Genomic DNA, 23,724 nt, shown 5'->3' with positions numbered 1-23,724 from the left:
TGTTATGTATTAGGTTTGATTATTTAAATACTCTTGAACAGAAAATTTGGGTTTGGCAATAGCCACCCTTCCCGAACGGGAAAACTCCAACAAGTTAAAAGGCTTGAGAATCTCCAATAAGGCTTGGGTATCCTCTTTATGCCCTGTGAATTCAATCACGACAAACTCTTTTTCTGCAGCAATGATATGTGCATTGAATTGCCTGATTACTTTTTCCAGTCCTGGATCCAAACTTTCTATAGGCACCTTGTAAAGGGCAATTTCCTGATAGACCACCTCATCATCCTTGAAGCAATAGGCCTTGATCACATCCACTATTTTTTCAATCTGTTTGGTAAGTTGGATGATCTGCTCTTCTGTTACAGTGACTTCGATGGTGATTTTATGTATGCCATCCAACCTGCTTTCTGAGGCAGTCAAGGCGTCGATATTAATGCCCCTTCTGGTAAAGATGATGGTAATCCTGTTGAGGATACCAATGAAATTTTCTGTATAAACTAATATGGTATATCGATTCATAAATGTGTGTTCTGGATTAGCTTAACCTTACTTCTTCAACAGAACAACCTGTAGCAATCATTGGGAAAACGTTGTCTTCTTTTTCCACCACGACTTCCAGAAAATAAGGTCCTTGATGCAACAACATTTCGGCAACTGATGCTTCCAAATCATCTCTTTCTGTCACTTTCCTCGCTTTGAAGCTGTAGGCCTCAGCGATTTTGATGAAATCCGGATTTTCCAATTCGGTAAAGGAATACCGCTTATCGAAAAATAATTGTTGCCATTGGCGTACCATGCCCAAATAATTATTGTTAAGCAAAACAACTTTTACAGGTGCTTTGGTCTGCATAATGGTCCCTAATTCCTGAATGGTCATTTGTATTCCACCATCGCCGACTACACATATGACCTGCCTTTTATAATCGTGTAACTGCGCACCAAGAGCAGCCGGCAAAGCAAATCCCATAGTCCCCAAACCGCCCGATGTTACTTGGGTTCTGGTAGTCTTATAGTCAAAGTACCGCCATGCAATCATTTGATGCTGCCCCACATCGGTCACCAGGATGGCATCATCTTCTTTAAACTGGTTAACCAAACGTATAACTTCACCCATATGTAGTCCTCCATGCGTTCCATGAAGATCATTGGTCATAACAGCCATTTTTTCTTCATTTTCAAGCTCACGGAAGCGCTCCATCCACTCAGGGTGTGCATTTTTATTCACTGCTTTTGTCAACAAGGCCAAGCTCTCTTTACAGTCTCCCTGCAAAGCCACCGTAGTCTTCACGTTTTTATCAATTTCAGCAGGATCAAGTTCCAAATGGATCACTTTTGCCTGTTTGGCGTAACGTTTCAGGTCACCTGTTACCCTATCGTCGAATCGCATACCTATAGCAATCAATACATCGCATTGATTGGTCAATAGGTTGGGCGCATAGTTTCCATGCATCCCCAATTTACCTACATAAGAAGCATGATCTTGAGGTATAGCTCCAGATCCTAGTAATGTAGAAGCTGCTGGTATCCCCGTCTTGTCCAAGAAAGCTTTTAATTCCGCTTCTGCTTTAGCAAGCACTACTCCCTGACCATAAAGTACATAAGGTTTCTTGGCTGTGTTGATCAATTCAGAAGCCGATTGGACCGCCTTTCTGTCAATGGTGACATAAGGCCTAAAGGACCTTACTGCCAAACATGGAGCATAATTGAATTCTCCGAATTCTACTTGGGCATTTTTGGTGATATCTACCAATACTGGTCCCGGCCTTCCTGTTCTTGCAATATGAAAAGCCTTGGCGATGGCTGGTGCGATATCCTCCACCCGCCTTACCTGAATATTCCATTTGGTTCCGGGCATGGAAAGTCCTACCACATCTGTTTCCTGAAAGGCGTCAGAACCCAAAAGATGGGCCGCTACCTGACCTGTAATGCAAACCAAAGGTGTACTGTCTATTTGAGCATCCGCAAGACCTGTGATCAAGTTGGTGGCCCCTGGCCCAGATGTTACTAAGACTACCCCCACTTTTCCGGAGACCCTGGCATAACCTTGAGCAGCATGAATCGCTCCTTGTTCATGTCGCGTCAATACATGCTTGATCTGCTCACTGTAATCATAAAGTGCATCATAAACCGGCATGATGGCTCCCCCGGGATAACCGAAAATATATTCTGAATTCTCAGCAATAAGTGATCTGACAACGATATCTGCTCCTCTCATCATGGTCTTTTGAGTTTAATTTATTTGTCGGTCACGCACCCTTCGGAAGCGGAGGCAACTAATTTGTTATATTTTTTCAAAGTACCTTGAAGGCCTGAAAGATCTTTGTTCTTCCAATTTTCCTTCCTTTCTGCAAGCTCTTGCTCTGTCAATGCCACCTTCAAAGTAAGACTATCCGCATCTATAGTAATTACATCTCCATCCTTAATCAGCCCTATTGGACCTCCGGAGTAGGCCTCTGGCGTTACGTGTCCTACCACAAATCCATGAGTCCCACCTGAAAATCTTCCATCTGTAATTAGGGCTACATCAGCTCCTAAGCCTGCACCAATGATCATTGAAGTAGGCTTAAGCATTTCCGGCATTCCAGGACCTCCTTTCGGACCTATATACCGAATTACAATCACTTCCCCCTTTTTTACCATTTTGTTTTTTATACCTTCATTGGCTTCAACTTCCGAATCAAATACCCGCGCAGGACCAGTAAAAGATTTTCCTTCTTTACCTGAAATTTTAGCTACTGCCCCTTCAGGTGCAAGATTACCTTTCAATACACACAGATGGCCTGTTTCCTTTAAAGGCTGCTCAATAGGATGGATTACATTGACTAAAGATGGTACTACCGGGTCTATATCAGCCAGGTTTTCCGCCAGCGTTTTCCCTGTTACCGTCATACAATCCCCGTGCAGCAAACCCTTGTTGAGCAAATATTTCATAAATGCCGGCAGTCCTCCCTGCTCAAATAAATCTTCCATCAGGTATTTTCCGGAAGGCTTAAAATCTCCTAAAAGTGGGGTTTCATGATTCACCCGCTTGAAATCTTCCAATGTGAAATCAACACCAGCCGTCTTGGCAATGGCCAGAATATGCAAAACTGCATTGGTACTCCCTCCTAGGGCTACTGCAACGCGGACTGCATTTTCCAGACTTTTTTTGGTAACAATATCCTTTGGTTTGATATCCTTTTCCAATAGCACCTTGATGTACTCATTGACTTTTTGGCATTCCTTTAGTTTTTCTTCCGCATTAGCGGGTGTAGAAGAAGAATAAGGAAGAGACATGCCCATGGCCTCAATAGCTGAAGACATGGTATTGGCGGTGTACATCCCACCACAAGCCCCTGCCCCAGGACAGGCGTTTTGTATGACACCTTGGTAGTCCTCATCATTCATTTCCCCTTTGATACGCTTGCCATAAGCCTCAAATGCGGATACAATATTAAGTTTTTCTCCCTTGTAATTCCCCGAACGAATGGTGCCCCCATAAACCATGATAGAGGGCCTGTTGATTCTCAACATCCCCATAACAGCTCCAGGCATGTTCTTATCACAGCCAGCAACAGCCACACAGGCATCAAAAGAATGGCCCAGAATAAAAGATTCAATTGAATCTGCAATGATTTCCCTGGAAACCAATGAGTAACGCATCCCAGCTGTTCCCATAGATATCCCATCTGATATCCCCATGGTATTAAAAATCAAACCGGTCAGATCATAGGCTTTGGAAGCTTGCTTGATCAGACCGGCAAAGTCATTCAGGTGCATGTTGCAGGGATTACTTTCATAGCCACAACTTGCTATCCCCAAGAAGGGCTGGTTCATCTGTTTGTCCGTCATCCCCGTAGCATACAACATCGCTTTGCCTGCGGGATGCTCTTCGTTCTGGCTGATTTCCCAACTGTGTTTTTTGAGACTCATATTCTTAATAACAGGTCAAAATAGGTTTATAAAAAAAGTGCCCCATTGACTGAGGCACTTTTGGTTCTATGGTTGATAGTTCAAATAGTCTAGCGCCTCATCATTTATTACAAATGAGAATAATAAAGCTGAGGGGAGTGACCAATTCAAACATATGATTGCTTTGTTTTAAATGTTCATACAATATTACGTCTGAATTCTGACAGATACAATATTTAATTTCATTTTTTGAGGCATTAATAGTTTTATTATGTATGCCAAATATTTTTTAAAAGAATTATATTTTTTAAAATACTGATTATTCAGTTCATCATCTAAATTAATTTTCAGCCTTTTAGAAAATTCAAAATAATGTTCCGAGTTTGATGTCGGATAAATAAATAACCATTTTTTTTATTTTTTCTTCAATCTTCACTTTATATGGCCATCATTTTTTTAACAAATTGCTTTATTTACTACGGTTAAATCAATAAGGTTTCCGATATTTTATTACCATATTTACTGCAATTACTTTATTTGCTTCTATGATATGTTTCCCTAATGCCAAAATAAACCTTGGCCTTCACATTATTTCCAAAAGAAAAGATGGCTATCATGATGTCGAAACCTGTATGGTTCCTATTCCCATTAATGATGCCTTAGAAATAATCCTCAGCAAAAAAGCCGTTTTTGAAACTTCCGGTTTGGATATCCCCGGTGAGGAGAAGGATAACCTTATACTAAAAGCTGTAAAGATTCTTCGAAAAGATTTCAATGACCTCCCCGATTTACATATTCACCTGCACAAAAACATCCCGATGGGGGCAGGGCTTGGTGGTGGTTCGGCAGATGGTGCTTTTGCTTTAACTTTGATGAATACATTATTTGAACTGCATCTGGAAGATTGGATTTTAGAGGATTATGCCTCCCAACTGGGAAGTGACTGCCCATTTTTCATTCAAAATACACCTAAAATTGCTACTGGAAGGGGAGAGATTTTAGAACCAGTCGATGTAAATATTCAGGGTGACCATATTGTCTTAATCAAACCGCCCATACATGTCGGCACCAAGGAAGCCTACGCAGGCATCAAGCCCCAAAAACCAAAATTTCAACTTAGGGAAATACTGAGTGACAAAAGCAGCTGGAAAGAAATGCTTGTCAATGATTTTGAAGCCAGTATCTTCCCCCAATACCCTGAGCTGGCCGAAATCAAAGCCAAACTATATGAGATGGGCGCTTATTATGCCGCCATGTCCGGTTCAGGTTCGACTGTGTTTGGACTGTTTACAGCTAAACCAGAACCACGCAGCTGGCCCTCAGGATACTTTGTTTTTGAGAGTGTAGTGTGATTTATATTTATGTTTTATATTTACAAAAAATACAGTAAATATGATCACTATCACTACTTCACTCCCCGATGACCTCGTGCAAAGGCTTGCTGAGTATGCAAATACCATGGGTATGCCTAAAAATAAACTGATAGAGAAGGCACTCAGTCTCTATCTGGACCATCTGAAAAGAGCAGCTTATGTAAAATCTTACAAAACCGCAGCTGATGATGAGGATATCCTGACTTTAGCAGAAGAAGGCATGCATGCGTACTTCAAACAGCTGGAAGATGAGGCAAGGTGAGATTTGGTATGCAGACTTGAATCCTGTTAGAGGTTCGGAACAAGCTGGATTTAGACCTGTAGTCATTATCAGTGGAAACCTGCTCAACAAATACCTGAATGTGGTCATTACGGCACCATTGACTACAAAAATCAAAAATTACCAAGGCAATCCAATCCTACAGCCTAACCCTGCCAACAACCTGAAAGCACCTTCTGAAATGATGATTTTCCATATCCGATCGATTGCCAAAGAGCGGCTGGTAGAAAAGATTGGGGAAATTTCTGAGGAGGAGGTTAAAAAGGCCTTAGAAACTTTGCAGGATATTACTACTTTGCACTGACAAACTCCCTAAAATCTCCCCTATTCACCTAGGTATTTTGACTTTTATAAGCTTCTGTGAAGGTCTTTGAAAAGTTAACTTTTCGCTTGGAGTTCAATTCCCGTAAAGTCATAACTTTAGAAGATTTTATTCCTGTAAAGTCATAACTTTGAAGGATTACATTGTCGTAAAGTTAAATTTATCAAGCTGTACTTAAGTCTATAATTTCAAAAAAGAGGCAAAGGTTCAATCTGAAAATTCTTCATAATTTAACTTTAAAATCTATTTAGGAGTTTTTTGAACATTAAGTTAATTTTTTAAGAAATTTATTACTGCTTGAACTTAGATTAGTGACCGATACCTGACAAGCTCGAGAGAAGGGTTAACTGTATGAATAACACTTTAACAAATAAAAAAATTGTGTTTTTCATGTCTCGGTCAAGGACACTATTGTCACTATTTTCTTCCTATATCAAAAGACACATTTAACAAAATTAATCTGGGAAGGATAGAATAGGTTGTACTATTCTTCAGAGTATTTGAAAGATTCAGAAAGGTGAGTTATGAATTATTCAGCAGATTGGTAGCATTGTGGTACGGATGATTTTTTCTCAGCAAGAAGCATGGATGTATTTATCACCAAAATCCGGAAATATCTTAAAGATGATCCTTTAATAAAAATTGTTAATATCAGAGGTATCAGATTTAAGCTGGTTGTTTGATTTTTTTTGCAAATAAAAGAACTTTTAAATTAGTACAGACACTAAAATGATCAAGGTACCCAAATAAAATCCTCCGGTCATTTAAGAATTCTCAAATATCAATTATCTTCTCTCATGCCCGCAACAGGTTATTTCCCTTTGCCTTTCTCCTCAGGTAATAATTATACACCGGGTAAATCAACACAGACACCAAAATAATCAAGGTGCCCAGATAGAATCCCCCGGTCATTTTTTCCTTTTCTCCAAAAATCAGGACAGCTAAAATGATCCCATAAACCGGTTCCAGGTTGATGGTCAGATTGACAGCAAAAGCGGTAATCCTACGCATAAGCTCCACGGAAACAGAAAAAGCATAAACTGTACAAACTCCACCGAGCAGAAACAACCAGAACCAATCCATGGCACTAGGAATCAGTTGTAAGCCCTCAGGCGCAAAAAAATATCCATAAACCGGTAAGAGCATGGCAGCAAAAACACAAGCCCCAAACATCTCATAAAAAGTTAATATATAGGGATTATGGCGCTTGGCAAATCTCCCATTGATGACGGTAAATACTGCGCTCAAAAAAGCAGAGCCGATGGCCATAACCAAACCCAGCCAATAATCCAATTCAAATCGGAAAATCACATATAATCCTGCTATTACCAATAAGCCTAAAAAAATTTCAAAAGCTTTGACTTTCCTCTTATTTGCAATGGGTTCCAAAAAAGCAGTCCATAAAGAAGTTGTAGCCATACCTGCCAGACAAACTGAGGCAGTGGACACCCTTGCTGCCCAGAAAAAAAGCAACCAATGCAGGCAGATGATAAAACCAGTTCCAATAATTTTCCCCAATTCCTTTCGAGGAAGATGGATGGGAGTTTTTCTCCAAAAGAAAATCAACCCTAAAATTACCGTAGCAATCAAGGTTCTATAAAAAACAATCTCCAAAGAGGCTATGCTGATCAAAAGGCCAAGGATAGCCGTAAATCCCCAGATCAAAACGATGAAATGGAGCATCAGGTAGTCTTTGACTGTTTTGTCGGGCAGCATCTTATCTGGGAACAGTTTTGTAAAGTAACATGCCGGTCACGGCAAAAACGATATTGGGAATCCAAACAGACAGTAAAGGAAAGGCAGTACCTGCTTCTGCAAAAGTCCTGGAGAGCAAAAACATCAGGATATAAATAAATGCCAAAAGAAAACCTAGGGCAATCTGAAAGCCTGAACCTCCTCTTGTCTTTCTTGAAGAAACTATGACACCAATAAAAGTAAGTATCAATGCCGAGAAGGGTGACATAAACCGGACATACTTCTCAATCCTGTAATAATTGACATTATCTGCCCCCCTTTCTTCCAAAAGAATAATCTGCCTATTGAGATCAGGGAGCTTCAGCGTCTCGTGGTGGTTGACCGGCAAATCAAAATCATTGGGTGTAATGGAAAGCAGTGTATCCAGTGACTCTCCGACGGTATACTCCTCACCCCAGTCATGCAGTTCCCTCAATCTCCAGTTTTTAACCGACCAGGAATTGACTGCTGTATCCCAGACTATTCTATCAGCGGATAACTTGGATATCAATTGCCCATCTCGGATTTGCTCTAAAGTGAAGTTATAACCGGTATTTCCTGAGGAGTAATACCTGGAAATATAAGCGTACACATCAGGAGCTACTTTGATATGAATATTGTTTTCTGTGTAGAACTTGCTCTCCTCCATCCATCTGGACTTGAATTCAGTTACCCCTGCAGTAGCTCCGGGAAGGACCCAACCATTGAGAAAAAAAGCAGCAATCCCTATCAGGGAAGCACCTATGAGGTAAGGGACCAATAAGCGCACAAAACTTACGCCACTGCTCAAAATAGCGATGATTTCAGTCCTGCCTGCCATTTTGGAGGTAATGAAAATGACCGAAATGAAAACAGTGATAGGGGTCAATAAATTGTTGAGATAAAGTCCATAATTCAACAAATACACCAAAATGTATTTTGCTGGCACCTGGTTACGGATAAAGGCATCATTCTTTTCGGTAAAATCCAGTACCAAAACAATAAGGATCAGCATCAAAACCACAAAAAAATAGGTCTTGAGGAAGTCCTTGATGATCAATTTATCCAGTATCTTCATGCTTATAATCTCCGACTGACTTTTTCTACCATCTGATTTTTCCAAATGGCAAAATCTCCTTCAATAATGTGTTCTCTGGCCTGCCCCACTAGCCATAAGTAAAAGCTCAGGTTATGGATACTGGCAATCTGAGATGCCAATATTTCTTTGGCTATAGTCAAATGACGCAAATAGGCCCTTGAGTAAAACGAACTTACATAAGAATTAATATGTGGATCAATGGGACTAAAATCAGCCTTCCATTTTTCATTCCGGATATTGATGATTCCTTCCGAAGTAAACAACATGCCGTTTCGGGCGTTTCGGGTAGGCATTACGCAGTCAAACATATCCACCCCTAGGGCTATACTTTCCAATATATTGGCCGGAGTACCCACACCCATGAGATATCTTGGCTTATCTTTTGGCAGAATTTCGGTCACCATAGCCGTCATTGCGTACATTTCCTCCACAGGCTCCCCTACAGACAAACCACCTATGGCATTTCCTTCTCTGTTACAGGAAGCTACAAACTCTGCTGATTGTTTCCTCAATTCGGGGTATACCGATCCCTGAACAATAGGAAATAAGGTTTGACTATATCCATACTTGCCTTCTGTACTGTCAAAGCGATCAATACAGCGTTTCAACCAACGATGGGTCAATTCCATGGATTTTCTGGCATAGTCAAAATCACAAGGGTAAGGAGGGCACTCATCAAATGCCATAATGATATCTGCACCAATAACCCTTTGGATATCCATGACCCCTTCGGGACTGAACAAGTGTTTGGATCCATCTATATGGGATTTAAACACAGCCCCTTCCTCTGTCAATTTGCGGTTTTCGGCCAAAGAGAAAACCTGATACCCGCCACTATCCGTCAGCATGGGTTTGGACCAACCATTGAATTTATGCAAACCACCTGCCTTTTCTATAATATCTAGCCCAGGTCTAAGATAAAGATGATAAGTGTTACCAAGTATGATCTGGGCCTTGACATCATACATCAACTCGCGCTGATGCACAGCTTTGACTGAACCTGCTGTACCAACCGGCATAAAAATAGGAGTTTGAATATCTCCATGATCGGTTATTAAGGTGCCTGCCCTGGCTTTGCTCTTTGTATCGCTATGCTCTAATTTAAATTTCATCTTAATTTTTTGGGGAAACGTGCTTTTTCTTCTAATCTGATAAGTCTGTCCCAATCCAGAAGACAAAAATATAAGCTTATTCTTAATCCATCCTCAATTTGATTCTATATTTGCCATGTAAAGGTAAAGGAATGGTTACAGAAATTCTATTGGTGGTTTTTTTGATTGGATTGGGAGTACAGCTTTTTTATATCCTGATCATTTTTGGCCGCATGTCCTTTTTGTATAAAAAGAAAGACCAAAACCCAGATTCAAAAACCGAAGGCGTTACAGTCATCGTGGCTGCGCATAATGAAAAAGAAAACCTTAAAAAATTAATCCCTGTCCTCTGTAGTCAGGATTATCCAAATTATGAAGTGCTGGTAATCAATGACAGGTCTTGGGACGGCACTAGGGGGCTTTTGGAGGAAATGATGTCTCAATATCCCAAATTACGAACGGTGACCGTAGAATACACGCCAAAGCATGTGACAGCCAAAAAATATGCCCTGACATTGGGAATCAAAGTTACAAAAAATGATGTCCTGCTATTGACTGATGCGGATTGTATTCCAAAAAGCAATAAATGGGTGAGGCTGATGACTGCACCTGTACGCAATGAAGGAAAAACCTTTTCACTCGGATTTTCTCAGTATAGCTGCGGAAAGGGGCTTTTGAACAGCTGGATTCAATTTGAAACTTTGTGGACAGGGCTACAATACATATCCTTTGCGCTCTGGAAATCCCCATTTATGGGAGTAGGTAGAAATCTCTGCTACAGGAGGAGTTTCTTTATGGATCAAAAAGCATTTAAGGGCCTGTGGCATATCAATGGAGGTGATGATGACCTTTTTGTCAACCTGTATGCAAAAGGAAAAAACACAGCTGTGGTAATAGATCCTGAAAGCATTACCATCTCAGAACCCGAGGTGAGTTGGAAATCTTACTTCACGCAGAAAAAAAGACATTTTCATGCTGGAAAATATTACCATATAGGAGACAAACCAAAAATAGGAATTTACGCTTTTAGCCACCTGCTTTTTTGGGTTTCCTCCATTTCTTTAATTATTATTGCTGCTTTAGAAGAAAACTGGGAACATTTTGGAATTATTTTAGGTATAATTATTGTTCGATCCATACTGCTTACATCAGTATTCACATCAGCAAGGAAAAAACTGGAAGGGAAGGCCGCTGTCTTTTGGATAGGTTTTTTCGATTTGATGTACCTGGGGTACTTTTGGATCCTTGGCGCATTAGGATACCAATCAAAAAAAGTTAAATGGAAGTAAACGAAAGAGGATTTTCCAATAAGGCACTAGAAGATTTTGATCTTATTGACAGGGCGGTCATAGAAAAGGATCAGCAAGCTTTTGCTGCCCTTATGAAACGCTACAAAAAGGCAGTGTATTTTATGATCTTGAAAATGATCAGGGACGCGGACGATGCAGAAGACCTGACTATGGAAGCCTTTGCCAAAGCTTTCAAAAACCTCCATAAGTTTAAAAAGGATTATACCTTTTCAACCTGGCTTTTTAGAATAGCCACCAATAATACCATTGACTTTATCCGAAAAAAGAAACTGAAGACTATGAGTCTAAATACCACCATGAGCGATGACAGTGGCAATGCTGTAAACATCGATGTGGAAGACGATGACAACAATCCTCAGGATGAATTTATCAGGTCTCAAAGAATCGAAATGGTCAGAATTTTTGTAGACAAGCTTCCGGCCAAATACCGAAAATTGGTGCAATTGCGCTATTTCGATGAATTGTCCTATGAAGAAATTGCACAGGAGTTGGAAAAACCTCTCGGCACAGTAAAGGCACAACTTCACCGCTCCAGGGAATTGTTGTATGAAATCGCCCAAGGTAAAGAACGGCACATATAAATTCCAATACTTTACCACTTGTTTCTCAGTGTTAATTTTGTTGAATTCTTTTGCTGGAAAGCATGGATAATTCATCCCCTTGGCACAATTATTTTGATTCTTTGGGGCAACATTTTCATGCTCAACGGGGTATATCCTACAAATTCCCCATCTATATCTATGGGCATAGGGATGAGAGAATCAATTTGACATGCACTAGCTGATAAATACTTGATTTCTCTATGTTGTAACTTTTCGCCTCTTCTTAATTGAGGTAAATGCCTTAAAAAATCAAGCCATCCTACCTTTCCAACAATCACAATTTCAGCTTTCCCATCATCAAGGAGGGCACTGGGGGCAATAGCAAGTCCGCTCGCGAAAAATCTTCCATTCGCCATACAAATGCTTATGATTTTTCCACTGTACTTCCAATCAGAACAAGACAATACAACATCTTGGGCAGTATACATCCACAAAGACCGTAAGATTGACCAAAAATATGTCCAGTTGGCTCCTAAAAACCGGGGACTAGTTCTTACCATTTGGGTGGCCAAACCTCCTAAACCAATGTCAGCAATATTGATAAAATACCGGGACTTTAAATTTTTTTGAGGAAAATCGAAAAATGATAATTTTCCTACATCAAGATTTTTGAATTCGGAATTTGAAAGGCTCCTATAAAGCAACTTTAAATCATTTTTGATTCCTAAACTTTTGACAAGATCATTACCTCTTCCTAAAGGAATAACCCCTAATGGAATAATTTTAGTCGTCTGAAATTGCAAATAACCGTTTACTACCTCATTTACCGTACCATCTCCGCCTACTGCCACAAGGAAATCTGTACTCTCCTTCAGTGCTTCGATCGAAAGGTCAATCGCATTTATTGATTGGGTAGTAACTTTGAAATCCAAGACAAAATCAGGGAAAAATATAGCTTCAATTTCCTTTTGAAGCTTCAAACAGCGCCTTATTTTACCATGTATGATAAAGGAAATTTTTTTTATTGCACGCATACTACAAACCAATGATTTAAGCTAAAGATAAGTTATAAAAAAATTGTACTAATTGGATTTTATCTAAGCTTTATTGATTGAAAAACAGTGCTTGAATACCTGTATTCTTATTCCAAATTCTCAAAGTATTTCCATCAATTGAAAAGTCGATGGTATCTTTTACTTGAAGAATAGCATGAATGCTGTCATACTTGTGGAGGCTGTTCAGTGAGTTGTTGACGAAATTATCTCTATCCCGATTGGATGGGCCTGGATTACTTGTCAAAGGAATCAACCCAGAAAATACTACCAATTGATTGGAATTCAGTCTTGAGTATAACTTTACTCCATCCCCTGGTCTTTCGGATACCCATACCTCACTACTCAGTTCAAAGTACTTGGCATCAGGATCACCTAAAGAAACAAAAGAAGGATCACCTTCTTGTATGTCCTTCCTAAAACTCAAAGCAACATTTTGATCTTCGCAGGAAGGAGTTGAATATATTTCGCCCCATTCATTCAAAAAACCAATAAATCTCCAATTGGTATCTTCAAAAACAAGCTCTGAATCCATCTTTTCCCATGCAATCGGACAATATTCTAATTTTTTAAGTTCCTTTAGATCGAAGGGAAGACCTGTAAGCTGATCCGAAGGATCTGATGCTTTGATATCCCCTGAAACTACTACATGTAGGCTCGACTTAAGCGACCTTTGTCCTAAATTCCTAAATGAAAAATAATAAGACAAACCGCAAACCTCCGGATCAGGAGTACCATATCCATATCCAACATATTTGCCGACAAATTCACAGAGAAGTTCCTTGTTATTAGGACTTAAAATCAAATTATCCTCCGCATCGAATAGCCTCAACAAAAACCGGTATTCTACCTGATTATCTCCAAGTTCTATCATTTCCGCATCTAAATAGGTTAACCTTTCAGATAGCACACTGACAGTTTCCCGTTCATTGAAAGGCTTTGGCATCTTATCTATAAGATCTCCTTTTTCAAAAAGGGAACAGGAAAAAACTAATCCCAGAGCAAAAAACAGCCAATATCTCATAAAAATAATTTTTACATAAGGTATTGATAAAAAGCAACTTAACCAAGAAATAACCTTAGAAAAATAGTTTCTTATCCTTGATATAGTCCACTACGGCTTGAGGCAATAGATATTTCACAGAATGTCCCTTTTTTATCGATTCTCTGATGAAAGTAGCAGAAATATCCATCAAAGGAGCCTCAACAAATATAACTTGTGGGTGCTGAAAATCAGGATTTTCTCCTGGCCTGGGATACACATAAAGTCCAAAATATTCTAAAATCTTCTCATGATTTTTCCATTTATGAAAATGGGTGAGATTATCACCTCCAACAATGAGTTTAAATTGGTGCTGGGGATATTTGTCCGAAAGTAGGGACAATGTATCGATAGTATAACTTGGACGGGGCATGTTGAACTCTACATCGGATACCCTAAAATAAAAATGATCGGCGATGGCGAGCTCTACCATCTTAAGCCGATCAAACTCATGTAATAATGATTTCTGTTTTTTTAAAGGATTATGTGGACTTACTACAAACCAGACTTCATCAAGATCAGTCCTATCCTGCATCACATTGGCAATAATCAAATGACCTATGTGAATTGGATTAAAAGATCCGAAAAAGAGTCCGATTTTCAAAACAACAAGAGAATTATTTGGAAAGGAATTCTGCTACCATTTTTTCCGCCTCTTCAAATGACTTTTTCATATTGTCGTTAAGTATAATGGTATCAAATTTATCTGCAAATGTAGACTCGAATTTGGCTTTATACAATCTTCTGGAAAGGCTTTCTTCTGATTCTGTGCCCCTGTCCTTTAGTCTTTCATGAAGTACTTCAAGTGAAGGGACTTTAACAAAAACGGCCAAAGCTTTATCCCCGAAATATTTTTTAAGGTTGAGCCCACCCTTTACATCCACATCAAAAATAACATGCTTCCCTTCATCCCAAAGGCGTTGAATTTCTTCTTTCAAGGTTCCGTAAAAGTTTCCTTCGTATACCTCTTCCCACTCTATGAAAGCATCTTCATCTATTTTTTTCTTGAAATCTTCAGGGGAAAGAAAATAATAATCTTTTCCATTCTGCTCGGTCCTTCCCCTTTTGTCCCTGGTAGAGGCAGAAATTGAAAATCCTAAATTTGGAAACTTATCCAATAAATGTCTAACAATAGTGGTCTTCCCAGAGCCAGAGGGTGCTGAAAAAATAATGGCTTTACCTGAAGTCATGGATCTCTACTTTGCTTCCTCTACTTTTTTACGGATGTTATCCAGAAGATCCTGAGGAGTTATCTGGTGACAACACTTGGTTTTTAACAACTCTTTGATTGCCATTTCCAAGTGAAAATGCCTGTAACAGGGTTCACATTTCTCCAGTTTTTCCTTTAATATCTTATCACTGTCAGGTATGTTTTCCCCGTCTAAGATACTTTCCAATAGCTGGAAACATTTGCTCTGCTCCGAACAGTTTGTCTTCTTTTCTCCAGCTGATGATAAATTTTTATCCATTTTAATCTTAATAAATAATGCCTTTCACCTTGTACATTCCCAACTTTTAAAAGCCAAGCTCAAGTAAATTCTTCTCCATCGGTATCGTACCCCATACTCTGTGCATAGGAACGCAATTTCTCTTTCAATAAGTTCCTGGCCCTGTGTAATCTTGACCTTACCGTACCGATTGGAATATCTAAAATCTTGGCCATCTCCTCATAGGTAAAACCTTCCAGATCACATAGGATGATCACTGTACGGAAGTCTACAGCCAGGCTGTTTAAAGCATTGGATATCTCATCACCCAACATGTCTTTTACAGCATCTACACGGAGATCCGTAGTTCCGCTGTAATCAACATCATCTGAGTTGTAATAAGTTTCAACTTCCTGATAATCGACTTTAGCAGGTTGTTTACTTTTTTTCCTGTAATCGTTGATAAATGAATTTTTCAGAATTCTGAAAAGCCAGGCTTTTGCATTGGTCCCTTGCTCAAAAGAATTGATAAAGCGGTAGGCCTTCAAATAAGTATCCTGCACCAAATCCTTGGCATCATCCTCATCGAAAGTCAAACGGTAGGCAAAATTGTACATGGAATCTATGTGTGGCATAAATTCCTGGTCAAATATATGGTTCTTTTCCTTATCGGAATATTTTTTGCGCTGCACTTGAGACATAAGTACCAAAAGTAATCAATGGTTAAATTTATCACTAATTTTTTTCAATAAAGTCAGGGCTTTTAGCTTATTTTGAATGCTTTTAGCAGACGACACCAAGCCAACGGCATGTTTCTATTCAGACTGATATCCTACTTACCCTTATCCTTACTTTATCTTTTTACAGATATCCTGTATCTATTTGGGTACCATATTTTGAAATACAGACAAAAAGTCATCTTAGAAAACATCCGGCATGCCTTCCCAGACAAATCCGCTGAGGAACGAAAACGAATCGCAAAAAAGTTTTTCAGGAACCTCACTGATTCTTTCGCAGAAACCATCAAGGCCTACAGTATGTCGGCTGCGGAATTTGACAAGAGGGTAAAGATTATCAATTTTGATTTTGTAAATCAACACATTGACAATTCTGAGGTACTGATTGGGATGACAGGACACTTTTTCAATTGGGAATGGCATCTCTTACATATGATGGCAAACATCAACAATCATGTCGATGTAGTCTATTCAAAAGTAAATAACCCCTTCTTTGAAAGACTGATGATGAAAATCCGGACGCGTTTCGGTGGACAGATGGTGGAAAAGGGGGCGTTTCAAAGAGATTATTTGAGAAAAAGAAACCAACCTAGAATGATTGTGCTGGCAGCAGATCAAAGACCCGGAAACAGAGATATCCGCTATTGGACAGATTTCATGAATAGGGAAACAGCTTTTTTTGAAGGGGCAGAAAAATTAGCCAAAAGATTCAGTCATCCTGTCCTTTATGCCCATGTATCCAAACCCAAAAGGGGACACTATGTCTTCCGGTATGAAATGATTGATACCCCTCCCTACACTGAAAAGCCAGAACATAGCATTACAGACCGTTTTATAACCTTGTTGGAAAACAATATCAAAGAAGCACCAGAAATCTACCTTTGGAGCCATAATCGTTGGAAGTGGAAGAAGGGGGAGTGAAAAAAATCCTTAAATTTGAACCTTGTTGGAAAAAAGAAGCATGGATTATTTAAAAGGACTCAATCCCCCCCAAAGAGAAGCAGTTGAACATACCGAAGGCCCCCTGATGATCATCGCGGGTGCAGGTTCTGGTAAAACAAGAGTACTTACCTACAGAATTGCCCACTTGATACACGGAAAAGGTATTGATCCTTTCAATATTCTTTCGCTTACTTTTACCAATAAGGCTGCTGCAGAAATGAAAAACCGGATCGAGCAGTTGATCGGCCTTGAAGCGCGAAATACCTGGATGGGAACTTTTCACTCTACCTTTGCGAAAATCCTGCGGGTAGAATCTGATAAAATAGGCTATCCTTCCAATTTTTCCATCTATGATACCGACGATAGCAAATCCCTCATCCGGACCATCGTCAAAGAAATGAAACTGGATGATAAAGTATACAAACCCAATACCGTGCTTTCCAGAATTTCAGGAGCTAAAAACAGGTTAATCTCTTGGGAAACTTACCTCAATGACCCCTTTATTAAAACCGATGATGAGGCAGCGATGAAGCCCCGGATGGGCGAAATATACAGAAACTACCAAAGAAGGCTCTTCAAATCTGGTGCGATGGATTTTGATGATCTGCTTTTCAATACCAATGTACTCTTTCGGGATCACCTCGATGTGCTGAACAAATACCAGCAGCGCTTCAAATATGTGATGGTGGATGAGTTTCAGGATACCAATGTCTCCCAATACCTGATCACCAAAAAGCTGGCTGCCGTACACCAAAACATCTGTGTAGTGGGTGATGATGCGCAAAGTATATATGCCTTTAGAGGTGCGGATATCCAGAACATACTCAATTTTGAGAAAGACTACCCTGACCTATTTGTAGTCAAGTTGGAGCAGAACTACCGCTCCACCAAAAATATCGTTCAAGCAGCGAACAGTATCATTGCAAAGAACAAAGCCCAACTCAAAAAAGAAGTCTGGACCCAAAACCACCATGGTGAGCTGATCGAATTGATCAAAGCGAGTTCTGATAATGAGGAAGGCAGGATGGTTGCAACGACCATCTTTGAAGAAAAAAATAATAAAAAACTTGATAACAGCGATTTTGCAGTACTTTACCGGACAAATTCCCAGTCAAGATCCATTGAAGAAGCCTTGAGGAAAATGAATATCACCTACAAAATTGTGGGTGGCCTTTCATTTTATCAAAGGAAAGAGATCAAAGACCTGATGGCCTACATGCGCTTTGTAGTCAATAGAGAAGATGAGGAAGCCTTCAAAAGGGTCATCAATTACCCCAAAAGAGGAATAGGAAATACCACTGTAGAAAAAATACTTGTGGCGGCTTATGAACACGATATCCCCCTTTGGGAGGTCCTTACCAATGCCAACAGCTTTTTAAATGGCAGGGCCGCCAATACAGTGGAAGACTTCACTACGATGATCAAGAGTTTTGGCATAGAGATGGAAAGAAAAGATGCTTATGAAGCTGCCAACTCCATAGCCAAACAATCCGGTCTGCTCAGGGAATTGTATGAAGACAAGACCATAGAGGGGCTTAACCGGTACGAAAACGTGCAGGAATTGCTCAACGCCATAAAAGAGTACGTGGACAATCCCGAAAATGAAGACAAAAGTCTGGGGGCTTTCCTCCAGGAAATAGCACTTCTGACAGATAATGACAGGGACAAAGATACCACAGATGCGGTGACATTGATGACCATACACTCTTCTAAAGGATTGGAATTCAAACAGGTTTTCGTAGTGGGAATGGAGGAGGACCTATTCCCCTCCCAAATGATGATGCAGAGCAGAGAGGATCTGGAAGAGGAAAGGAGACTGTTTTACGTGGCATCTACAAGGGCGATGGAAAAACTCTACCTTACTTATGCCCTGACAAGGTATAGATTTGGTAGACTCCTCAACTGCGAACCTAGCCGCTTTCTAGAAGAGGTAGATCCAGCCTGTATCCGTGTAAATAAAAGAATGACCACAGCCCTTTCAGGTGCCTTAAGGAATGAATCTTCAGAGGGAAGGTCTGGTTTTGTCGGGATAAAAAAACCGGCCAACCGGCCAATGACTACAGCCAAAATACATACCCCCAGCCCGGACTTCAAACCTTCCAATACCAATAATCTTCAGGAAGGCATGCTGGTAGAGCATCCGAAGTTTGGTTATGGAAAAGTCACCAAAATAGAAATTGAAGGAATAAATAAGAAAGCTAGCATACAATTTGATAACTTTGGAGAAAAGGTATTATTACTTAGCTTTGCAAAGCTTCGGATTATAGATTAGCGGGACCAAGAAAATTATTTTTTCAATTGGTGTGCCCGGGTAAATCAACACTTTATGGAAAATGTAGAAACAAACAAACATGCCGTTACTCTAAAAGAGTACGGTAAAAACATTCAGCGTCTGGCCAATCATATTGTTGGAATAGAAGACAGAGATAAACGTACACAAAGTGCTTTTGCATTGGTCGAGCTGGTCAAGCAGCTTAATCCACACATGAAAACTGAAAACGACCAAAAAATCTGGGATGATATCCATATCATGTCCGGTTTTGCCTTGGACGTGGATGGTCCATATCCAAAGCCTGAAGAAGATTTACTTTTTAAAAAACCACAACGTGTGGGCTACCCCAAAGGAGAAATCAAGTTCAAACACTACGGAAGAAACATTGAAAAACTGATAGAAAAGGCGGTTGAAATAGAAGATGATGAAGAGCAGGAAACTGCCATTATCTATATCGGCCAACTGATGAGAAGTTTTCATTCCACTTGGAACAGGGACAACTTTGACGATGCCATTATCATTGATGATATCAAAACACTGTCGAAAGGGAAGTTGCATATCGATCTTGAAAAAGTAAGGGAAATGGGCCTCTTTGAAACCAATACCAGAAGAGATTTCAAATTGCCATCCGAAACAGAAAGAAGTTCTTCCGGAGGAGGCAGGAAGAAATTCAATGGAGGAGATAGAAGAAGAAATGGGGGACATTCCAAAAAACGCAGATAAATGTCATCATTCAGAGTAAAAGGAGGTTTAAAGCTTAAGGGAGAAATCATCCCTCAAGGAGCTAAAAATGAGGCATTACAAATTCTTTGTGCCGTACTTTTGACTTCAGAGAAAGTCACCATACATAAAATTCCAAATATCCGCGACGTTAACAAGCTCATTGAACTGTTATCTGATATGGGGGTAAAAGTCCTCAAATTAGGTCCTGAGTCCTTTGAATTTCAAGCTGACAATGTAGATTTAAAGTATCTTGAAACGGAAGATTTTTTAAAAAAAGCATCTTCACTCAGGGGTTCTGTGATGATACTGGGGCCTCTTTTGACAAGATTTGGTCACGGGAGACTATCCAAACCCGGGGGAGATAAAATTGGGAGAAGAAGAATGGATACGCATTTTTATGGTTTCCAAAAACTCGGTGCCCAATTCAATTATGACAGTAAAAAAGAGATCTACCACATAGACGGCAAAAATCTGAAGGGAGCTTACATGCTTCTTGACGAAGCATCTGTTACAGGAACTGCAAACATCGTCATGGCAGCTGTTATGGCTGAAGGCAAAACCACCATCTATAATGCAGCCTGTGAGCCTTATTTGCAGCAATTGTGCGATATGCTCAATAGGATGGGGGCCAAAATTACGGGGATAGGTTCCAATTTACTACAAATAGAAGGTGTCAAAAAATTGAAAGGAACAGAACACACAATGCTTCCTGATATGATTGAAATTGGCTCATTTATAGGAATGGCAGCCATGACGCAGTCAGAGATCACTATCAAGGATGCAAAGATTCCGCGTTTGGGTATTATCCCTGATACTTTCAAAAGGATGGGAATCAAAATGGAATTCAAAGGAGATGATATCTTTATCCCTTCCCAAAAGCATTATGAAATAGAATCCTTTATTGATGGTTCAATACTTACCGTAGCCGATGCCATTTGGCCTGGATTTACGCCTGACCTTTTAAGTATAGTACTTGTAACGGCTACACAGGCAAAAGGAACTGTTCTGGTACATCAAAAAATGTTTGAAAGTCGGTTATTTTTCGTTGACAAGTTAATTGATATGGGCGCCCAGATCATCCTTTGTGACCCACATAGGGCCACTGTAATAGGCTTGGATAGAAAATACCCTCTCAAGGGTATAAGGATGACTTCACCGGACATTAGAGCTGGCGTTTCCTTATTAATCGCAGCCATGTCAGCTGAAGGCACATCAATTATAGATAATATCGAGCAAATAGATCGTGGCTACCAATACATAGACCAAAGACTCAATGCCCTTGGTGCAGATATTGTAAGAATAAACTAATTATCAAACTGGAAATGTATTTCAATAAAGGCGGCTTCCTAGGAGCGGCCTTTTTTTGTAAATCGAAAAGGAGAATACATCTGGGAAATTGTTTCCTATTTGTAGACTTTGTTAACAACAGTTCATAAAAAAAGGCCCTCCATAATGGAAGACCTTTTATCATCTATTGCAATTAATCAAATTATTTTACTTCGAAGCTTACTCTTCTTGCCAACTGACGGGCATCTGCAGAACGCTTATCTACGCTGGTATCTTCACCATAACCTTTAACGGTCAATCTTGAAGCATCGATACCTGCAGCAACCAATACATCATGCACAGCTTTAGCTCTTCTTTCAGAAAGCTTCATGTTGTAATCTTCAGGGCCTAATTCATCTGCATAACCTTTCAATTCAACATTTACACCAGGATTTCTTTTCAAGAAGTTCGCTACATAATCTATACCTGAAGCGGAGAAACCTAGTGGTTTAGCGCTATCAAAAGCGAAATACACATTAACATATCCTTCATTGATTGCTTTCTTAAAGAAATCAACTTCTTTAACTTCTTCTATTGGACAACCATCGTTAGATGCTGGACCAGGTACGAATGGACACTTGTCTAAGTGATCAGGAATACCATCGCCATCAGAATCCAACGTTCTACCATGAGAGTCAACTCTTGCTCCTGCAGGAGTATTTGGTTCTTTGTCAAGGTAATCAGGAACTCCATCTCCATCAGAATCTTTCAACATATCCCTGATTTCACCGATCTGCTGAGCCAACTCATCTTTGGTAGCATACTTGTCTGCTGCTATATACCAGTCAGCATGTACATCTTTGCTACCCAAGTAGATATTTAAACCTAATGAACCTGTCCACCATGTTCCATTGGCACCATAAAATCCTGGATCCATTGGGCCGATGAGTGAACCACCGTCAAAGGCTACAGTTTGTCTACCATTTAAAATGGTACTGATATCACCCGTTAGGGCTATTCTATCAGACAATCTTATCTGACCTGTAAGTCCAGCGATAATATTGTATACATTATCATTGAAATCAGTGAACTGACCGGTTTGTGGCCTTACTTGTCCAAAACCACCACCTAAATGTGCTAAAAGGCCAAGTCTTTGGGTGAATGTTTCAAAATTCATAATCCTACCAAGGTTAGCAACACCTTGTAGGTTAATTCTGTGATAATTGGTAGAAAACTCTGGGTTGTTATCCCTTGAAGCTTCACTGAATGAACCGAAACCAAAATCAAGTTTCGTACCAAATTTTTCGTTGAACATGTATCTGACGCCTAGTTCAGCATGTCCAATGTTAAGAGATGGGGAATAAAAACCAGGGGTAATTGGGGCCATTGGTTTATTAAATCCACCACCAAACTCAACAGACCACCTGTTGTAGTCAACCTGTGCATTTGCTCCTAAAGCCAATGCACCCGCCATAATTGTAGAGAGTACTAATTTTTTCATAATAAAAAATTTTTGTCCAAATTTTTTAAGTGTTTGATTGATTTAACTGCAAATTTATAAACTTCTAACTAACCACAAATGTATATTTTATTTTTAAAACTTTAAACTTTCTTCAAATTCTTTTGATTATTAGGGCAAAATTTTCTCATAAATTTGATGATCAGAAACCATGCCAAGATGAATTTATTGAAAGACCTCTTAGAAATACAAGGCGTTTCGGGTGATGAATCCAGAATGACAGCGTTCGTTTATAACTATGTATTACAACGAAAAGATCAATGGAAGGTTTTGCCAAAAGTATATTCCGGAGAAAAATTTCATGATTGTTTGTTACTGAAATTTGGAAATCCAAGTACCGCTGTATTTGCTCATATTGATACCATTGGTTTTATGGTAAGGTACGAAAACCAACTGGTGCCCATTGGAGGACCAGAGATTATTGATGGGATGCAACTGGTGGGAGAAGACAGTCTTGGACCTATACAGTGTAAACTCATAGAAAAAGAAGATCAAATCTTTCATGATTTTGCCAGGCCTATTGAACGTGGCACAAGGCTTTCCTTTGCTCAAAACATTAAAATTGACGAAGATTTTATTCAAGCCTCCTACTTGGACAATAGGTTAGGGGTTTACAATGCCCTAATGCTATGTGAAACCATTGAAAATGGCTGGATAGTATTTTCAACCTATGAAGAGCATGGTGGGGGAAGCATGCCTTTCCTTTTAAAATTCATACAGGAAACCTCCCCTATCCAAAATGCCTTGATTTCTGACATTACTTGGGTAACCGAAGGCGTCCAACATGGCAATGGCGTGGCTATTTCCATTCGTGATAAATTTATTCCTCGGAGAAAATTTATTGATAAAATCATCCAGCTGGCAACGGATAGCGGTATTCCCTATCAATTGGAAGTAGAGGGAATTGGCGGAAGTGATGGAAGGGAAATCCAATTTGCCCCATATGCCATAGATTGGTGTTTTATAGGTGCCCCGGAGGACAATGTACACAGCCCCCAGGAGAAGGTTGCCTTACAAGACTTGGAAGCAATGAAAGAAATGTACAGGTTTCTTTTAGAGAATCTATAGGCTTTAGCAATTTAATAAATGCGCTGGATGCATTTTTTTATATATTTGTAAGGCC

Annotated in this window: 23 protein-coding genes; 10 read left to right on the top strand and 13 right to left on the bottom strand. The window is 39.7% G+C overall.

Going from position 1 to position 23,724, the window contains the following annotated elements; translation table 11 throughout:
- Nucleotides 1–9 precede the first annotated feature (9 nt).
- From ilvN to ilvD, 3 genes are read right to left on the bottom strand one after another with little or no spacing between them, the layout of a single operon-like run.
- On the bottom strand, nt 10–519 hold the full coding sequence (gene ilvN / locus QZT73_RS12565) for an acetolactate synthase small subunit (protein ID WP_291777836.1): 510 nt from the start codon (nt 517–519) through the stop codon (nt 10–12).
- A 16-nt stretch (nt 520–535) separates the two neighbouring features.
- On the bottom strand, nt 536–2,218 hold the full coding sequence (gene ilvB / locus QZT73_RS12560) for a biosynthetic-type acetolactate synthase large subunit (RefSeq protein WP_291777833.1): 1,683 nt from the start codon (nt 2,216–2,218) through the stop codon (nt 536–538).
- Between the two features lie 17 nt (nt 2,219–2,235).
- Nucleotides 2,236–3,912, bottom strand: a complete 1,677-nt coding sequence (ilvD, locus tag QZT73_RS12555) for a dihydroxy-acid dehydratase (RefSeq protein ID WP_291777831.1) — start codon at nt 3,910–3,912, stop codon at nt 2,236–2,238.
- Nucleotides 3,913–4,436: 524 nt separating this feature from the next.
- Between ilvD and ispE the strand changes: the two genes are divergently transcribed.
- Genes ispE through QZT73_RS12540 form a run of 3 tightly spaced genes read left to right on the top strand, consistent with a single transcriptional unit; the run spans nt 4,437 to nt 5,848 of the window.
- The gene (gene ispE, locus QZT73_RS12550; protein ID WP_291777828.1) at nt 4,437–5,243 is read left to right on the top strand and encodes a 4-(cytidine 5'-diphospho)-2-C-methyl-D-erythritol kinase; all 807 of its coding nucleotides are present in this window, start codon (nt 4,437–4,439) and stop codon (nt 5,241–5,243) included.
- Nucleotides 5,244–5,283: 40 nt separating this feature from the next.
- Entirely contained in the window at nt 5,284–5,526 is a 243-nt protein-coding gene (locus QZT73_RS12545) for a ribbon-helix-helix domain-containing protein (protein WP_291788456.1), read from the top strand.
- Nucleotides 5,513–5,848 carry a type II toxin-antitoxin system PemK/MazF family toxin gene (locus tag QZT73_RS12540; protein WP_291788454.1) on the top strand — a complete coding sequence of 112 codons (336 nt, stop codon included), beginning with the start codon at nt 5,513–5,515 and terminating at the stop codon, nt 5,846–5,848. The genes QZT73_RS12545 and QZT73_RS12540 overlap by 14 nt, the downstream gene beginning before the upstream one ends.
- An 813-nt stretch (nt 5,849–6,661) precedes the next feature.
- Here the strand turns inward: QZT73_RS12540 and QZT73_RS12535 are convergent.
- Genes QZT73_RS12535 through tgt form a run of 3 tightly spaced genes read right to left on the bottom strand, consistent with a single transcriptional unit; the run spans nt 6,662 to nt 9,790 of the window.
- Nucleotides 6,662–7,582 carry a DMT family transporter gene (locus QZT73_RS12535; protein ID WP_291788452.1) on the bottom strand — a complete coding sequence of 307 codons (921 nt, stop codon included), beginning with the start codon at nt 7,580–7,582 and terminating at the stop codon, nt 6,662–6,664.
- Nucleotide 7,583: 1 nt separating this feature from the next.
- Nucleotides 7,584–8,657: an LptF/LptG family permease gene (locus QZT73_RS12530; protein WP_291777816.1), complete on the bottom strand. Its 1,074-nt coding sequence runs from the start codon at nt 8,655–8,657 to the stop codon at nt 7,584–7,586.
- 2 nt (nt 8,658–8,659) lie between these two features.
- Nucleotides 8,660–9,790, bottom strand: a complete 1,131-nt coding sequence (gene tgt, locus QZT73_RS12525; protein ID WP_291777813.1) for a tRNA guanosine(34) transglycosylase Tgt — start codon at nt 9,788–9,790, stop codon at nt 8,660–8,662.
- A 131-nt stretch (nt 9,791–9,921) separates the two neighbouring features.
- Here tgt and QZT73_RS12520 point away from each other — a divergent pair, with 131 nt between their 5' ends.
- A complete protein-coding gene (locus QZT73_RS12520) occupies nt 9,922–11,058 on the top strand; it encodes a glycosyltransferase (RefSeq protein WP_291788449.1) in 1,137 nt (378 codons plus the stop codon).
- Complete coding sequence (locus tag QZT73_RS12515; RefSeq protein ID WP_291778926.1) at nt 11,049–11,660, top strand: sigma-70 family RNA polymerase sigma factor; 612 nt, start codon at nt 11,049–11,051, stop codon at nt 11,658–11,660. Before QZT73_RS12520 ends, QZT73_RS12515 begins: the two co-directional genes overlap by 10 nt.
- A gap of 71 nt (nt 11,661–11,731) precedes the next feature.
- On the opposite strand, the gene QZT73_RS12510 is transcribed toward QZT73_RS12515, so the two are convergent.
- The 6 genes from QZT73_RS12510 to QZT73_RS12485 all read right to left on the bottom strand — a co-directional run bounded on the left by QZT73_RS12510 (nt 11,732) and on the right by QZT73_RS12485 (nt 15,843).
- Nucleotides 11,732–12,601: a diacylglycerol kinase family protein gene (locus tag QZT73_RS12510; protein WP_291778923.1), complete on the bottom strand. Its 870-nt coding sequence runs from the start codon at nt 12,599–12,601 to the stop codon at nt 11,732–11,734.
- Nucleotides 12,602–12,725: 124 nt separating this feature from the next.
- Nucleotides 12,726–13,697 carry a hypothetical protein gene (locus QZT73_RS12505; protein WP_291778920.1) on the bottom strand — a complete coding sequence of 324 codons (972 nt, stop codon included), beginning with the start codon at nt 13,695–13,697 and terminating at the stop codon, nt 12,726–12,728.
- Nucleotides 13,698–13,752: 55 nt separating this feature from the next.
- On the bottom strand, nt 13,753–14,319 hold the full coding sequence (gene nadD / locus QZT73_RS12500) for a nicotinate (nicotinamide) nucleotide adenylyltransferase (RefSeq protein WP_291778916.1): 567 nt from the start codon (nt 14,317–14,319) through the stop codon (nt 13,753–13,755).
- Nucleotides 14,320–14,332: 13 nt separating this feature from the next.
- Complete coding sequence (gmk, locus tag QZT73_RS12495; protein WP_291778913.1) at nt 14,333–14,905, bottom strand: guanylate kinase; 573 nt, start codon at nt 14,903–14,905, stop codon at nt 14,333–14,335.
- A 6-nt stretch (nt 14,906–14,911) separates the two neighbouring features.
- Nucleotides 14,912–15,184 carry an anti-sigma factor gene (locus tag QZT73_RS12490; RefSeq protein ID WP_291778911.1) on the bottom strand — a complete coding sequence of 91 codons (273 nt, stop codon included), beginning with the start codon at nt 15,182–15,184 and terminating at the stop codon, nt 14,912–14,914.
- Between the two features lie 59 nt (nt 15,185–15,243).
- The gene (locus QZT73_RS12485) at nt 15,244–15,843 is read right to left on the bottom strand and encodes a sigma-70 family RNA polymerase sigma factor (protein ID WP_291778908.1); all 600 of its coding nucleotides are present in this window, start codon (nt 15,841–15,843) and stop codon (nt 15,244–15,246) included.
- A gap of 108 nt (nt 15,844–15,951) precedes the next feature.
- Here QZT73_RS12485 and QZT73_RS12480 point away from each other — a divergent pair, with 108 nt between their 5' ends.
- The 4 genes from QZT73_RS12480 to murA are packed head-to-tail and all read left to right on the top strand — an operon-like array spanning nt 15,952 to nt 21,124.
- Nucleotides 15,952–16,800 (top strand): lysophospholipid acyltransferase family protein, encoded by an 849-nt coding sequence (locus tag QZT73_RS12480; protein ID WP_291778906.1) that lies wholly within the window; start codon nt 15,952–15,954, stop codon nt 16,798–16,800.
- 40 nt (nt 16,801–16,840) lie between these two features.
- The gene (locus QZT73_RS12475) at nt 16,841–19,093 is read left to right on the top strand and encodes a UvrD-helicase domain-containing protein (RefSeq protein WP_291778904.1); all 2,253 of its coding nucleotides are present in this window, start codon (nt 16,841–16,843) and stop codon (nt 19,091–19,093) included.
- A 54-nt stretch (nt 19,094–19,147) separates the two neighbouring features.
- Nucleotides 19,148–19,816, top strand: a complete 669-nt coding sequence (locus QZT73_RS12470; RefSeq protein WP_291778902.1) for a DUF4290 domain-containing protein — start codon at nt 19,148–19,150, stop codon at nt 19,814–19,816.
- Nucleotides 19,817–21,124, top strand: a complete 1,308-nt coding sequence (gene murA / locus QZT73_RS12465; RefSeq protein WP_291778901.1) for a UDP-N-acetylglucosamine 1-carboxyvinyltransferase — start codon at nt 19,817–19,819, stop codon at nt 21,122–21,124.
- A 181-nt stretch (nt 21,125–21,305) separates the two neighbouring features.
- On the opposite strand, the gene QZT73_RS12460 is transcribed toward murA, so the two are convergent.
- Complete coding sequence (locus tag QZT73_RS12460) at nt 21,306–22,583, bottom strand: OmpA family protein (protein ID WP_291788446.1); 1,278 nt, start codon at nt 22,581–22,583, stop codon at nt 21,306–21,308.
- 177 nt (nt 22,584–22,760) lie between these two features.
- Here QZT73_RS12460 and QZT73_RS12455 point away from each other — a divergent pair, with 177 nt between their 5' ends.
- Nucleotides 22,761–23,669, top strand: a complete 909-nt coding sequence (locus tag QZT73_RS12455; protein WP_291778932.1) for a M20/M25/M40 family metallo-hydrolase — start codon at nt 22,761–22,763, stop codon at nt 23,667–23,669.
- Nucleotides 23,670–23,724 lie beyond the last annotated feature (55 nt).

The sequence above is a fragment of the Cecembia sp. genome, from assembly GCF_007126775.1.
GTDB lineage: Bacteria > Bacteroidota > Bacteroidia > Cytophagales > Cyclobacteriaceae > Cecembia.
The sequence above is the reverse complement of the archived record's forward strand: the minus strand, read 5'-3'. Positions and strand labels throughout refer to the sequence as shown.